Source organism: Acinetobacter sp. YWS30-1 (assembly GCF_033558715.1).
In the GTDB taxonomy this organism is placed as follows: Bacteria; Pseudomonadota; Gammaproteobacteria; order Pseudomonadales; family Moraxellaceae; genus Acinetobacter.
Genome location: NZ_CP114606.1, coordinates 218,413 through 232,848, shown reverse-complemented (window position 1 = coordinate 232,848; position 14,436 = coordinate 218,413). Strand labels below are relative to the sequence as shown.

The 14,436-nt window shown below is 43.8% G+C and carries 15 protein-coding genes; 2 read left to right on the top strand and 13 right to left on the bottom strand.

Translation table 11 applies throughout. From position 1 onward, the window contains the following. Positions 1 to 84: 84 nt before the first annotated feature. The 13 genes from gph to O4M77_RS01045 form a co-directional block, all read right to left on the bottom strand. On the bottom strand, positions 85 to 753 hold the full coding sequence (gene gph / locus O4M77_RS01105) for a phosphoglycolate phosphatase (RefSeq protein WP_323713695.1): 669 nt from the start codon (positions 751 to 753) through the stop codon (positions 85 to 87). A gap of 78 nt (positions 754 to 831) precedes the next feature. Then, the gene (locus O4M77_RS01100; RefSeq protein WP_323713694.1) at positions 832 to 1,491 is read right to left on the bottom strand and encodes an FHA domain-containing protein; all 660 of its coding nucleotides are present in this window, start codon (positions 1,489 to 1,491) and stop codon (positions 832 to 834) included. Positions 1,492 to 1,553: 62 nt separating this feature from the next. Further along, the gene (gene gspD / locus O4M77_RS01095; RefSeq protein ID WP_323713693.1) at positions 1,554 to 3,806 is read right to left on the bottom strand and encodes a type II secretion system secretin GspD; all 2,253 of its coding nucleotides are present in this window, start codon (positions 3,804 to 3,806) and stop codon (positions 1,554 to 1,556) included. Positions 3,807 to 3,844: 38 nt separating this feature from the next. Beyond that, a complete protein-coding gene (locus O4M77_RS01090) occupies positions 3,845 to 4,702 on the bottom strand; it encodes a type II secretion system protein N (RefSeq protein ID WP_323713692.1) in 858 nt (285 codons plus the stop codon). Next, positions 4,702 to 5,445 (bottom strand): type II secretion system protein N, encoded by a 744-nt coding sequence (gene gspN / locus O4M77_RS01085; protein WP_180002520.1) that lies wholly within the window; start codon positions 5,443 to 5,445, stop codon positions 4,702 to 4,704. The genes O4M77_RS01090 and gspN overlap by 1 nt, the downstream gene beginning before the upstream one ends. Before the next feature lie 187 nt (positions 5,446 to 5,632). Further along, positions 5,633 to 5,959, bottom strand: a complete 327-nt coding sequence (locus O4M77_RS01080; RefSeq protein WP_079281036.1) for an H-NS family nucleoid-associated regulatory protein — start codon at positions 5,957 to 5,959, stop codon at positions 5,633 to 5,635. Positions 5,960 to 6,113: 154 nt separating this feature from the next. Next, positions 6,114 to 6,539, bottom strand: a complete 426-nt coding sequence (locus O4M77_RS01075; protein ID WP_004781650.1) for an acyl-CoA thioesterase — start codon at positions 6,537 to 6,539, stop codon at positions 6,114 to 6,116. A 7-nt stretch (positions 6,540 to 6,546) separates the two neighbouring features. Beyond that, entirely contained in the window at positions 6,547 to 7,740 is a 1,194-nt protein-coding gene (locus O4M77_RS01070; protein WP_180052770.1) for a heme biosynthesis protein HemY, read from the bottom strand. A gap of 6 nt (positions 7,741 to 7,746) precedes the next feature. Beyond that, positions 7,747 to 8,586 carry a hypothetical protein gene (locus tag O4M77_RS01065; RefSeq protein ID WP_180057926.1) on the bottom strand — a complete coding sequence of 280 codons (840 nt, stop codon included), beginning with the start codon at positions 8,584 to 8,586 and terminating at the stop codon, positions 7,747 to 7,749. A 7-nt stretch (positions 8,587 to 8,593) separates the two neighbouring features. Next, positions 8,594 to 9,361 carry a uroporphyrinogen-III synthase gene (locus tag O4M77_RS01060; RefSeq protein ID WP_180070603.1) on the bottom strand — a complete coding sequence of 256 codons (768 nt, stop codon included), beginning with the start codon at positions 9,359 to 9,361 and terminating at the stop codon, positions 8,594 to 8,596. Beyond that, positions 9,361 to 10,284, bottom strand: coding sequence for a hydroxymethylbilane synthase (gene hemC / locus O4M77_RS01055; protein WP_159123732.1), 924 nt, complete (start codon positions 10,282 to 10,284; stop codon positions 9,361 to 9,363). Before hemC ends, O4M77_RS01060 begins: the two co-directional genes overlap by 1 nt. Positions 10,285 to 10,398: 114 nt before the next feature. Continuing rightward, the gene (locus tag O4M77_RS01050) at positions 10,399 to 11,139 is read right to left on the bottom strand and encodes a LytR/AlgR family response regulator transcription factor (RefSeq protein ID WP_005232557.1); all 741 of its coding nucleotides are present in this window, start codon (positions 11,137 to 11,139) and stop codon (positions 10,399 to 10,401) included. A 69-nt stretch (positions 11,140 to 11,208) separates the two neighbouring features. Beyond that, positions 11,209 to 12,363: a sensor histidine kinase gene (locus O4M77_RS01045; RefSeq protein ID WP_180017504.1), complete on the bottom strand. Its 1,155-nt coding sequence runs from the start codon at positions 12,361 to 12,363 to the stop codon at positions 11,209 to 11,211. Between O4M77_RS01045 and argH the strand changes: the two genes are divergently transcribed. Beyond that, positions 12,354 to 13,784 (top strand): argininosuccinate lyase, encoded by a 1,431-nt coding sequence (argH, locus tag O4M77_RS01040; protein ID WP_051065353.1) that lies wholly within the window; start codon positions 12,354 to 12,356, stop codon positions 13,782 to 13,784. The two genes, O4M77_RS01045 and argH, sit on opposite strands and share 10 nt — an antisense overlap. Positions 13,785 to 13,813: 29 nt before the next feature. Continuing rightward, positions 13,814 to 14,083, top strand: coding sequence for an oxidative damage protection protein (locus O4M77_RS01035; protein ID WP_005232563.1), 270 nt, complete (start codon positions 13,814 to 13,816; stop codon positions 14,081 to 14,083). Positions 14,084 to 14,436 lie beyond the last annotated feature (353 nt).

The following is a 14,436-nucleotide window of genomic DNA, read 5'->3' as shown; positions in this document are numbered from 1 at the left end:
TTACTCAGTATGGAAATGGAATTGGACTGAGCGACGCCATCGAAAAACCTTACAACTATTCATCTTATTTCCTTCGTACCCTATTTAAGCAAGCAACTCACGTAGATCATCAATAATTTCTTGAGGATCACAGTCTGCTATATTTTCACCATGATTATAGCCATAGCTGACTACAATACAATCTATACCCGCACGGCGCGCAGCTTCGATGTCATTGACTGAGTCCCCGATCATCAGTACCTGCTCTTTGGTCACGCCATAATGCTCCACACAATGCAACAACTGACGCGGATCTGGCTTACGCTCGGCAAAGCGATCACCACCAATGGTGTCATCAAAGTATTTCGCCATTTCCAGAATATCCAGAATACTGCGTGCCGGTTCTTCTGGTTTATTGGTCACACAGATCAGTTTTTTATCGTTAGCCTTACCCCATTCCAGAAACTCGATAATTCCATCAAATGGCTTGGTATCTACACAAGGATCGGCATTATAAATTTCCAGGAACGTCGTAAGTAATTCCTGATGTTGGGCAGGTAGTACTTCTCCCACCAGATGCTGGAGTACGCTTTCACAGAACTTGGACGTCCCTTTACCAATCCAGACTCGCACCTGCTCCTCAGTCACCAGGGGTAGCTGCAAGACATTCAGGCTCATATTCATGGCCCGATACAAATCATGGGCTGAATCCACCAAGGTGCCATCCAGATCGAATAAAATCAGCTTACGTTGTTCCAGTTGTGCAATTGACATCCTGACCCTCATTTTCTTTATTTGCAGCTATAAAAAAGGCATGCGTGATGCATGCCTCGATTGTAACCAATCATGGGCTTATTTAAACAACACCCAGGCGATAATCGCCAAAATAATCAGAACGATTAGTGAAATCAGTCCAATAGATGCATTTTTCTGTGCTTCTTTTTCCTGCTCTACACGAGAAACAGGCTGTTCCACCGGAATTGGTGCGGGTTCTGGCTTAACCGAGCTCAGGTCTACACCCTCAGCAATTGGTGCAGGTTTTGGAATACCAACATTGGTCGGCATACCATCACGGGTCAAGTTGACTGAAGCATCACGCTCTCTCAATTCTGGAATACCCTGATCATTCATCTGCTGGGCAGGGGTTTTCTCGACCGTTTCGATTTCTTCAACCACTTGCTCTGCTGTTTCTTCAACTTCTGGCGCAACCGCAACAGGTGCTACAGGTTCAAGAACCAGAAATTTCAAGCTGGCAAACTGGACTACATCGTCCTGTTTTAATCGCGTTTCCTGCTCAATACGCAGGTCATTTACGAAAGTACCGTTAGATGAGCCTAGATCCTGTACCCACAGAGCATCGTCTTTTAGCAGAAAAGCAGCATGCTTACGCGAGATTTCCGCAGCCTGTAGCACAATATCAGCTGTCTGATGACGCCCCACCAGCATGTCACGGTCAATCGCTATTTCCTGTCCGGTCAAATCATCGGTAATTGCCTGTATTTTCCAAGTCATGAAATCTACTTCTCTATTCTCTTTGACATTATCATAACATGCTGTATGCAAATGCGAATGGTCTAGCTTTTGGGTCTAAGTGTTGTTGTTGTAACGGTATTTCTACTTTTTTCAACCTGCTGGACGGGCTGCACCACTTGTCGCTGAATCCCTGGCTCAATTGCCACCGGTGTAGCAACTGCTACGGCTGATCGCGTTGATGCTGGCGCACTCGGAACATTCTGGTAGGACGAATTCGTCAGTGGTGTCTTAGAAACTGGAATACGCTGCTGATACACATCTTCAACACTTTCCGGCAACTTGGCAAAATTACCGTCTGAATCGAGTGCCAATTGCAGGCTATAGAGTTGAGCATAACGTTGTTGAGCCAGTTTACGTACTTCATTTTTATCCCCCACAATCGTTGGATGGATAAAGATCAATAAGTTACGTTTCTGATTAGACTTACCTTCTGAGCGGAACAAACGTCCCACCCCTGGAATTGCCCCTAGACCCGGTACTGCCTGACGTCCATAACTGGTATTGTCCGAAATCAAGCCACCTAATACGATCGTTTGTCCATGTTCTGCCAGAATCGAGGTTTTAATCGCACGTTTGCTGGTGACCAGATCTTGCGCTTGGCCTTTATTGGCTTTTACATCTGAGACTTCCTGCTCAACTTCCAGACGTACCGTACCATCTTCACCAATGTGCGGTACGACTTTTAAGGTTACACCGACATCTTTACGCTCAATAGTGGTATAAGGATTAGCAACACCTGCGGCTCCCGTAGAAACTGAACCGGTCACAAAGGGTACGTTTTCACCGACAACGATGTAAGCCTCTTCATTGTCCATGGTCACAATGGATGGTGTAGACAACAGATTAGACTTGGTGGTTTCTTTTAATGCCTGAATCATCGCGCCGTATAAACGGCGTGAACCATCACTACCTTCACGATAATCACCGATTACCAGTGAACTGCCTGCACCTACAGTACTTGCCGCACCTGCACTACCGCCAGTCAGATAACCTGCTGCAATATTTTTCAGGCTGGTGCCAAAATTATCAAAATTGATCAGACCAATTCCGCTGCTGATATCACCTAAGGCCCATTGCACACCCAGCTGATCTGCATCTGTCCCTTCTACTTCAATAATTGCAGCTTCAATCAGAACCTGTTGACGGCGTACATCTAACTGACCAATGGCAGATTCGATTTCACGCATCAGTTGCGGGTCTGCTTTAACCACCAGAGAATTCTGCGTGGCATCCGCAATAATGCTGACGCCATTGGCATTAAAGCTGCTGATCCCGCCCTGCTCGGTTTTCATGCCAGTATTGAGCTGAATATTGGATGCACCTGAGCTATTTGAGCTAGTGGTATTATTGTTATTCAGGTTATTAGTCGAATTATAAGAAGATGAGCTGGAAGAAGAATTATCCAAACCAGTATTGACTGCCTGCCCTGTCACTAACCCCTGCAAAATTTCCGAAAGATTCTTGGCACTGGCATATTTCAAACGAAAGACTTTTAAACCACCCAGACGGTCTGCTGCAGGCACATCCAGCGTTTCAATAATCTGACGAATACGCTTGCGCGTTGCTGGATCCCCTTTAATCAGAATCCGGTTGGTACGCACATCTGCTATGACCCGCACCCGTGAACCACGCAGATCTTTAGCTGCACCTGTTGCTGCCATTGAATCAATCAGCTCAATCATTTCTTCAGCCTGACTAGACTGTAGACTAATGGCTTCAATATCATTCTGACCTGTGCCATCCAGATTACGGATGATGGTTTCCAGCTGATAGATATTGGTCGCCCGGTCCGACACAATCAATGCATTGGTGCCCGGAACGGCAGCCAAATGGGCAAACTGTGGCATTAACGGACGCAGGGCTGGAATCAGGTCATTTGGATTGGTATTTTCCAGCCAGATCACGCGAGTGACAATCTGGTCACCGGTCGCACGATGACGGGCATCATAGGGAATCCCGGAGCTTTTGACATTGCTGTCTGGTACCAGCTTGATGGTATTTCCTGAAGGGATGGCCACCACACCATTGACATTCAAGACCCCTAAAAACAGGTCATAAACTTCATTTTTATTCAGTGGCTTGTTGGAAATGACCGTGACATTGCCTCGAACCCGTGGATCTACCGCAAAATTTTTACCGGTAATATCTGCCACTTCATTAATGAAGGCGGTTAAGTCTGCATCCCGGAGATTGATTTTCCAGGTTTGCGCATAACTTGCCGTACTGACCATAGCAACCAATGGTGCGGCCACACAGAATGCCCATGCTGATCGATTATTATTAAATAAAGCCATAAACTTTTGTGTTTCCTAACCCTATGCGTGATGACACATCACTTCAAATCCTGTTGTATGGTCATCACCTGATCACCACGTTTTATTTCGAGTTTGACCTGACCTTCACGTCGAGCCTGTTCCAGTAACTGTGCTTCGGTTTGTCCCTGCGACAGGGTCTGACCATTCAAAGACAAAATCCGGTCTCCCGGTCTTAATCCCAAGCGATTACGCAGTGCAGCCGGTGTTCGTGAAGTGACTTCATAACCACCATCTGCTGCACTTACCCCCATATTCTGTAAGTACTGGTCCTTATTTTCCTGCATCTGCTGGATGGCCCGATTGATTTCACTCTGTGGTGAAGGTTGTTCAGGCATACCACTTTCCGTATGCAGCGGAGGCATTGAATTTGAAGATGCTGCTGAGATATCCGGCACAATCGGCTGGTTTAAACCATTTTCCAGCCCTTTAAACAGGATTTCTTGGGTAGCACCGCTTGATTTACGCAAAATCACCCGGTCCCAATACACTTCAGCCAGCGTAAAACCGCTATTCCCCAATACCTCTCCGACCCGATAACGATCAGACTGGTCATTAATTTTCAAGACTGCTGAAGAGTTATAGCTTGGGCTCGCTACCACAACCCCCTGTAAGACAATATTGGCAGTTTCAGCAGTTTTCGCTGCGTAAGTATTTTCCTGAAATAGTGAAAAGGCACTTATATTTGGCACTTGAGCCTGTTGTGACCCCAGTTCTACCTGATCAATCTGCATCGCTTGTGGAGGAGCCACCAGAAGCCAGAATAAAGCAGCCAATTTCCAGCATAGATACAGAATCAGCAGAAACAGTAAAATTGGAGCAATACGCTCTGTCTGTTTCAGATCAATGTTTTTAAAATAATCGAGTGGGCTTGCCATCAGTTAAAGCCCCCCATCAAAGGCTGACGGGTACTAATCACATAAGTATCCAGCCCAGCTTTACCGGTATAAGAAGGAGCATTAAGTAAAAAGCGTTGTGTCAGCTGAATATCCAGCATTAAGGTTGGATCCAGTTTAATATTCAACATACGTTGATCACGATTGTCACGTACATCCAGCAGCAGCTGCCCATTCTCATCGGATAACTGACCACTCAGAACCGGTACATTCATGCGCTCCTGACGCTGAGCAAACGTGTAAATCAGTTCACCACCGCTCCATTGCATCTGACCGTCTACATGACTAAAGCCTTGCTCTTTTTTATATTTAAAATCGAGTTCTTTAAACTGAATCGGGTTGGTAGGCCACTGCCAGTCAGCAATCTTCTTTAAAGTTTCAGGTGCAAGCTGTCCCTCAAGATTTTTGACGGTTAAAGTTTTATTCAGACCATAGCCCATCACACCCGAAAACTGGGTATTACCGCTATGCAGATCAATATTCGCCCCTAATCTCAGTAACAACAGGTCCAAAGGACGAACCTGCCAGTTCAGACTTCCCCGAAGATTACCTTTTTTCCAGTCCGCACTTCCCTGCCAGATATTCCCGCTTACATTATGTAAAACCTGATTATTTTTATAAAATTTTGAAATTAACCAAGCTGCAGGAACTTGCAGAATCACAAAGACAAAAAAGGCTAGAATTGCAAATATCAACCATTTTAATGTTTTCGGCTTATTGCTCATCCCGCCACGACCAACCTATCCAATCGAAACCCCTAAATTTATAGTTTTGTCATTTTATAATCACATTATGCACACTTTTTCTCTGACGCCAATTCATAGGCATAAAAAAACCAAGCAGGATGTGCTTGGCTGATCAATCACAGGCCGTATGCATAACAGCATGATGATGAATAATGCGGCAGAAGGATTAGATCACGAAATCTTCCAGTTTTGCGCCTTTCTCTAATTCAGCAACTAACCAGCGTGGCTGTTTACCGCGACCAGTCCAGGTGTCTTCCGGATTGCTTTTACTGCGATAACGTGGCTCTACAGACTTACGTGCAGTTTTTTTACGTTTAGAAGCACCAAATTCAAGAAGCTGTTCAATCGTTAAGCCTACTTTGTCGGCAATATCCAATACCTGATGATAAGCATCTTCAATTTCCTGATCTTTTTTCAAAGCAATTAAAGACTCAGCTTCTGCTTGTAAACGTTTTAACTCTTCAACTGATAAATTTGTAATGTCTGGCATCATGTTCTCCAATAAATAGCATTATTTCTTTTAATAAATAACGAACCCATCATATTTATATTAAGTGTAATATTCAATATAAAATTTTAAATGTATAACAATAAACTTAAGGGTCATTACAAAATTAATCATTAAATTAGAGATAAAAACTCTAATATTAAATTTCATGTTGTACAGTTAATTCTAGCGATTTTATTTTTTCTCGAATATGTTCAGGTATTTCAGTTTTCTGCATATTTTTATTTAAACATACAATTACTGCTTCGGAAGTAGCTACGATACTTTGCTGCTGTTCACTCCATAATAAATAATGCATTCTGACTGCACTATTCCGAATTTCATCAATTCGTGCCGCCACTTTTAATTGATCTGGATAAACCACAGGTTTTAAATAACGGCATTGATTTGAAGCCACTACTGTTAAAATATCTTCATCAAAAATATTTAATTTACCCAAATAAGCCAAACGGGCACTTTCTATATAACGGTAATACATGGCATTATTAACATGCCCAAACGCATCCATGTCTCCCCATGCAACAGTTTGCGAATAAATCACCGGATATTGTTGTAATTCTGACATTATTTCCTCAAATTCTGATTTCGATAAAATTAACATTCGATTCAAATACGGCATTTAACTGCTGTATTAAATCCTCTCTCCCCTGTAATACAGATTTAATTCTCAAATAGCTCATGCGAATGTCATCTGGATAGAGATCCAGCAATTGCTGAGCTTCTTCTACCCGGCCAGTCGCCTGTAGAATATGCCATTTGGCAAAACTTAATATTGGCAGTGCAGTATATTTTGCATCCCAAACTGAGATCTGCTGCTCAATATCTGCATAATCTGGAAACTGCTTTAATAACTGCTGCTGGAACCATAAATAGAATACATCCTGATTAAATTGGAGTTCCAGTAAGTGTTTAGCAAGGCTTTCATGCTCAACGCTCATTTCCGGCATTCTAAATAATAGTTTCAACCATAATAGCTTGACTTCATAGTCACGATTAAATATGTCCTGTTTTAAATCCAGATAACGTTGTTTTAAATATTCCAAATCATCTTCAGTAGCCTGGTCATAAGCTATTAATAATTGCTGCAGCCATATTTTTTTTACTTCTTGGTCTAAATGTCCATATTTGGTTGAACGTAAATATAACCAGGGAAACTGTAAGGCGAATTGCCCCCATAAAGCATTTAAACGCTGCTCATAAGCGGTTTTGACCCGTCTTAACCAAGGAGATAACTCATGCTGATTTAAAAATTCTAGGTGAGTTAATGCCTGCTGACCATCCTGCTGCGATAAATAGATTTCAATCCGCTGTAATTCTGCCAGTTCAAATGCCATGGGATTGGACTGATTTAAACTACTTAATGCTTCGCTATATTGTTGCTGTCCCCAGGATAATCGGGCATCAATAATATACTTGAGCAATCCCGACTGATTAAAAGACTGCTGGATAAAATCCCGTTGATCTTGTGCAGCATTTAATAACCAAACTACGGCTAACTGCTCATAAGGATGCAAGCGGGCAAAGCTGAATACCGTTTCATGTTTACGCTGTTTAAAGCTGAGATAACGCTTGGTCGCATACCACAGCATATGCATCAGAAAGCTGATTACGATAAGCAAGCCCACCAGGAACCAGAAAGTGGTCTGGATTTGTAGTCCGCGCCAATACAGATAGACATAGCCCGCACCATAACCATAGCTCAGTACGCTCAAGATCGCTAAGCCCAGCAAACCAACCAGTAAATAAGCAAGTAAAATCTGTTTCATAAGCAATTAACCGATCAGGGTACGCGTATTGAGCTGAGGAGTAGGCGTTTGAGGTGCTGCCTTAATTTGCTCCAGTCGTTGAATCCATTGTTTGCTTTGCGCATCCGGAAGTTGAGCCAATACCTCGATCACACTTTTCAGGGCTTGCTGGAAAGCTACCTGCTGTCCTTGTTGCGCACTATTTTCTGCAATCAGTAAACGCAGCTGAGCTTCTTTTAAGACCAGATTACGCTGCATTAAGACTGCACTCGGTTTCTCGACTGATTCAATCTGAATCCAGCGCTGCCAAAATGAGCTTTGGGCTGTAGCGCGGTGCTGATGCTGCACCTGGATTTCCTTTTCCATCTCAATATCAATCTGTTGCAGTAATTCTTTTAATTTATTCTGTTGTACTAAACGATTGTTGATGAACTGCTTAAGGACTTCCCGATCCTTGTCAATCGCCTGATTCAGGCTACCCAGAAGAGCAGGTGCCAATTCTAGATGTTCAAGCTGATTGGATAATTGATTCAACTTTTCCATAGCCATTGCATATTGTTGCTGCTGCAAGGCAAACTCAACCAGATCCAGATATTGCTCGACCAAAGGCAGATCATCCTGCAAATCAGCCCTAGGAGTATCCTGAACTGTCCCCTTGTTCGGTGTTTCAGGGCTTAACGCTTGGCCCGTAGCAACTTGACGTTTTAAGGCCACCATCTGATCATTCAGATTGGCATTCTGCTGTTGCAGTTGCTTCAAATTCTGGGTCAATTCAGTCTGTGCTGAATTTAAGCCAAACAGGTCATAGCTCAGCTTGGCAATCCACGCCAAGCTCAAGATGAAAAAAACAATGAATAATTTTTTCATGCGTTTCCTAGTACATCAGTAGCTGCTGCAAAATCGTCGATCCGCTTAAGTCCTCTAACTGAGCGAATTGAAAACCAGCCTGATGTTGCTGTTGATATTCCCCAAGCATGGCAGCCAAACGCGGCCCCAAAACCAAATACAATGCCCGATTAATGAGATGCGGATACGGCTGCATCAAGGCTAGCCAGTTAAGCCAGCTCGCTTCACTGCTGACCAAGACTGCATAACGGGGATTAGCTTCAAGGCTCGTCAAATGTTTAGCTAATATCTCGGAAGTCACTGGCGGACACTGACGATCATATAAAATGAAATTCAATATATGAATTTGCTGATCCTTTAAATGCTGCATCATAAACTGACGCCCACCTTCACCTCGCCAAAAGGCGACAGTTGATCCGGTAGCTAACTGCTGTAGCACAGGCAATTGCAGCATCCCTTCCGAAGTCTCCACATCAGGCACATAACTCTGGATACCGTAGCTTGCTAAAGCCTGCTCGGTAGCTTTACCTACAGCGACCCACTGGACACTTCCAAGATCATGCAATGATAGGCCTGCCTGCTGCAAATATTGCATGCCCATCTGGGCAGCGGTCGGACTCACTACGACAATCAGTTTTGCTTGGGGTAGTTGTCTAAATAAACTGGCCAGCTCATCCGTATAAGGCTGCTGTACCAGTTCTAGCAAGGGCAACTCTATCACCGGAATCTGCGCTGTCTGTAGAGCTTGCGTTAAATTTGCAGCACGATCACTCGGACGGGTATTAATGAACAACATTATTTTGAATAAAGGGCTTTCAGTAACTCGCCTGCACCCTGATCTAGTAGATCTTTGGCCAGCTGCACGCCCAATTGCTCTGCATCTGCCATGGTTCCACTTTGCTGTGCGCGTAGCAAAGTTGCGCCATCTACGCTACCGACCCGGCCTTCAATCGAAATGACACCTTCATTTAAAGTGGCATAGCCTGCGATTGGCACCTGACAGCCACCTTCCAGATAGGCATTAAAGGCACGTTCGGCACGGACACAGGCATCAGTTTCTACATGTAACAGAGGCTGGATTAAATCTAATACCGCTTGATCTCCACTCCGGCATTCCAGGCCCAGTGCACCCTGTCCTACTGCGGGTAAACTTACTTCAGGCACAATACTATGACGAATACGATCTGCAAGGCCCAAGCGTTTTAAACCGGCACTGGCCAGGATGATTGCATCATACTGACCTGCATCCAGTTTGGATAAGCGTGTACCAACATTACCGCGTAAATCGATAATCTCAAGGTCCGGACGCTGTTTTAAAATCTGGGTTTTACGGCGCAAGCTGGAAGTTCCAACTTTGGCACCTTGAGGCAATTCGTCAAAACTGGCATAAGTATTTGAGACAAAAGCATCCAGTGGATCTTCACGTTCACAGATGACTGCCAAAGATAAGCCTTCAGGCAAAGCCATTGGCACATCTTTCATTGAATGGACTGCCAGATCAGCACGACCATCTAGTAAGGCTGCTTCTAATTCTTTTACAAATAAGCCCTTACCGCCAATTTTAGCCAATGGCGTATCAAGAATTTTATCACCCTGTGTAACAAAAGTGACTAACTCGACCTGAAGTCCAGCATGCAGGTCCTGTAAGCGTGCACGGATATGTTCCGCCTGCCAGAGCGCAAGTGGACTTTGTCGAGTAGCAATTTTTAGGGTCTTCATAAATTTCAATAAACAGTCAATGAGAACAATAGTCTAAACTTAACCTGCTCACTTGAAAATGCAAGCGAATTTATGCAAGTTTCAATACTGGTCCAGACGAACTCATTGATCCGTTTAGAGTTTCTGAATCCGTTCCCGCAAGAATGGCAAATGACGCCGGCTGACCGCCAGACGCTCTTCCAGTTCACGACAACGCACCTGATACTGGCCGGAACTCACCACTTCCAAGCCTTCCAGATAGTGAACCGAAACCAGTGCATTACGGTGAATCCTGATGAACTGATGTCCAAACTCCTGTTCCAACTCCTTCAGGGTTTCATCAATCAGGACACTGCCGTTTTTATGGCGTACGGTCACATATTTTTGATCCGCCAGAAAATAATAGATATTTTCAACTGGCACCAATTCGACCCCGCGATAGGTCTTTGCCGCAATTTGATGGCGGCTGATATTGATTTCTTCCATATTTTCTTTTTGTTTTAGTTGGCTCATTTGAGCTTGGGTAAGTTTAATTAGATGCTCTAAAACCTGTGCCAATTCCTGTTGCATCACCGGTTTAAGCAGGTAGCCGTCTGCATTAGACTTGAATGCATCCAGCGCGTGTTGGTCATAGGCCGTACAAAAGACAATAGCCGGCATCGGGTCGAGCTGACGCAAATGCTGCGCACAGGTCAAACCATCCATTTCAGGCATTTGAATATCTAATAAGATGACATCAGGTTCATGCTGGTGAGCCAGATCAATTGCTTGACGACCATGCGTAGCTGTTGCAACCACATCATGCCCCAGTTGAGAGACTAAACGTGATAGTCGCTCGACAGCCAAAGGCTCATCGTCACAAATCAGGACGTCCATTTCTCCTCCTTAATCCAGTCAACATTATTCATTTGATTATAAGTTAACTGTGATTTCCTTGATTTCTTTTTATTTATAGCGATATTGCACAACCGTGGTAAACACCCCTCCACCGGCGAAAGTCTGAAACGTCATCGTAGGTCCGTAATAAGCTTCCAGACGCTGTCTGACATTTTCAATTGCAATACCATGTCCCTTTTTTAATGTTTTATTATCCTGCGTATAGGGGTTTGTTATGATGATATTAATTTGATTTTGCAAGATTTCAATCAATATGCTTATGGTACTCTTTGTCAAAATTTTTTCAACTCCATGGAAAATACTATTTTCCACTAGGGGTTGTAAAGTCAATAATGGAATTTGGACTTGTGAGTATAAGTCTTTGTTTTCTAATTTCCATTCGACCTGCAAACGCTCTCCCAGACGAATCTGTTCAATCTCCAGATAGCGCTGGCAGAGTTCAATTTCTTCCTGCAACTTGACCAGCTTCAATTCCTGAAAACTGGCCCGAAAAAGACGGGACAAATTCAGCAACATTTGTTCGGCTTTGTCCGGGTCAATACTGATCAGGCTAATCACGCTATTGAGACTATTAAACAGAAAATGCGGATGAATCCTGGCCTGCATGGCCTGAATCCGTGCATTTAATTCACTGTGCTGCTGCTGCGCCCATTGTTCACGCAAATACAGATAGCGAAAACAGAACATGCCTAACAGGATACCAAAACTCAGATGTAGGCCGACCTGATCCAGTGCGACTGCCAGACTCAGTCCCTGAAAATTCAAATTGCTGCCAAAATAAGTCAGCACATTCAGACTGGTCGTAGTCACCAAAACAACCGCCTGTAATAGCAAAAATCCGCAGATTAATGCCAGCTTAATCCCCATACGTTGAAAGTGCTGATGAAAAAGCTCGACTAGCGCTGCAAAACATAACAGTATCCAGTTGATATACAGCATATATTGAAGCAGATCTGCCAGATTGAGTGCCTGCCAGGACTGTGCTTTTGCCAAGGCTAAGACCATGGCCAGCACATTGCCGCCAATAAACATTTCCAGCAAATAGTGCAGCTTGCCGATCTGGCTAAAAAAATAAGAGCTTTGCACTGATCCGGTCGGAGATGTAAAAGATTGATCGACTTGGACTTCGGCAACGGGCTTTGAATTTGTTATACTCTTTTTCGTTCTACTGCTTTTAATCTGATTGAGCCGACATGACCACATCTTCTAATTCCTCAAATCCATCACAAGCCCAGACTTCGGGTATGTGGGGCGGTCGTTTCTCTGAAGCGACTGATGCTTTTGTTGCTGAATTTACAGCATCTGTTCAATTTGACCAACGTTTTTATAAACAAGACATTGCAGGCTCGATTGCACATGCAACCATGCTGGCAAAAGTTGGCGTACTGACCGAACAGGAACGTGATGACATTATCGAAGGTCTGACTGCCATTAAAGCAGATATTGAAGCAGGTAACTTCGAATGGCGCATTGACCTTGAAGATGTGCATATGAACATTGAGTCGCGCCTGACTCAGCGTATCGGCATCACCGGTAAAAAATTGCATACGGGCCGTAGCCGTAATGACCAGGTTGCCACAGATATCCGTCTGTATGTCCGTGATGAAATTGATGCCATCCTGGAATTACTGAAAAAATTGCAAAAAGGCATCCTGGGTCTGGCAGCGAAAAATACCAATACCATCATGCCAGGTTTTACCCATCTGCAAACTGCACAGCCAGTGACTTTTGGTCATCACTTAATGGCTTGGTTTGAAATGCTGGTACGTGACTCTGAGCGTCTGATTGATTGCCGTAAACGTGTTAACCGTATGCCACTCGGTTCTGCTGCTCTGGCAGGTACGACTTACCCGATTGACCGTGCTTATACCGCTGAGCTTCTAGGTTTTGAAGCTGTTGCTGAAAACTCACTTGATGCTGTTTCTGACCGTGATTTCGGTATTGAATTCAATGCTGCGGCATCTTTAATTATGATGCACCTGTCACGTATGTCTGAAGAAATGATCCTATGGACATCGGCTCAGTTCAAGTTCGTAAATATTCCAGACCGTTTCTGTACTGGTTCATCTATTATGCCGCAGAAGAAAAACCCGGATGTACCTGAACTGATCCGTGGTAAAACTGGCCGTGTATATGGTGATCTGATGAGCTTGTTGACCCTAATGAAAGGTCAACCGCTTGCTTACAACAAAGATAACCAGGAAGACAAAGAACCATTATTTGATGCGATCGATACCGTCCGTGGTTCATTAATGGCATTTGCGGATATGATTCCTGCGCTTGTACCAAACATCGAAATTATGCGTGAAGCAGCACTTCGTGGCTTCTCAACGGCCACTGACCTGGCAGATTATCTGGTAAAAAATGGCGTAGCATTCCGTGATGCACACGAAATTGTGGGTAAAGCGGTAGCTCTGGGTGTACAGGAAGGTAAAGACCTGTCTGAACTGACACTTGAGCAACTGCAACAGTTCTCTGATCTGATTCAGGCAGATGTATTCGAAAAAGCCCTGACCTTAGAAGCATCTGTGAATGCACGTAATCACATCGGTGGTACTGCACCTGCACAGGTTGAAGCTGCGATCGAACGTGCGCATGCTCGCCTAGAGAAACTTTACGCTTAATTGCTTTCGCTTTAAATTGGAGTATTGATATGTCTCGACAAGTTTTTTGCCGTAAGTATCAACAAGAAATGGAAGGTTTAGACTTTGCACCATTCCCGGGTGCAAAGGGTCAGGAACTGTTTGATACGATATCTAAACAGGCTTGGCAAGAATGGCTGAAACACCAGACCACGCTGATCAATGAAAAGCGTTTAAACGTGTTTGAACCGGATGCGAAAAAGTTCCTTGAAGAGCAACGCGAGAAGTTCTTTAACAATGATGAATCATTGGAAAAAGCTGAAGGTCTAAAGCCTGAGTAAAAAAAGAAAGCACTGCTTTTCTTTTTTACGCAAGACAAGGACGAAGTCCGCGTAGGCAAGCATTTAAAAAGAGTCTCTTTTGAGGCTCTTTTTATGGGAAAGAGCACTGCTCTGCCCTTGTGCAAGATAAGAAGCTATGCTTCAAGTGAAAAAGCTAAGACACTGCCTTATTTTTCTGCAAGACAAGCGAAGCGCATAATTTTACTTGTCAAAAAGGAAATCTATGAAAGATTCCCCTTTTAGTTTAAAGCCCTACTCTTTTTGTTTTTTACACAAGACAAGCAGCTATAAGTTCATAGAATAAAAAAACTCCTTACATGGAAATTTTTTTATCTAAGCTCAAGCTTTTCTCT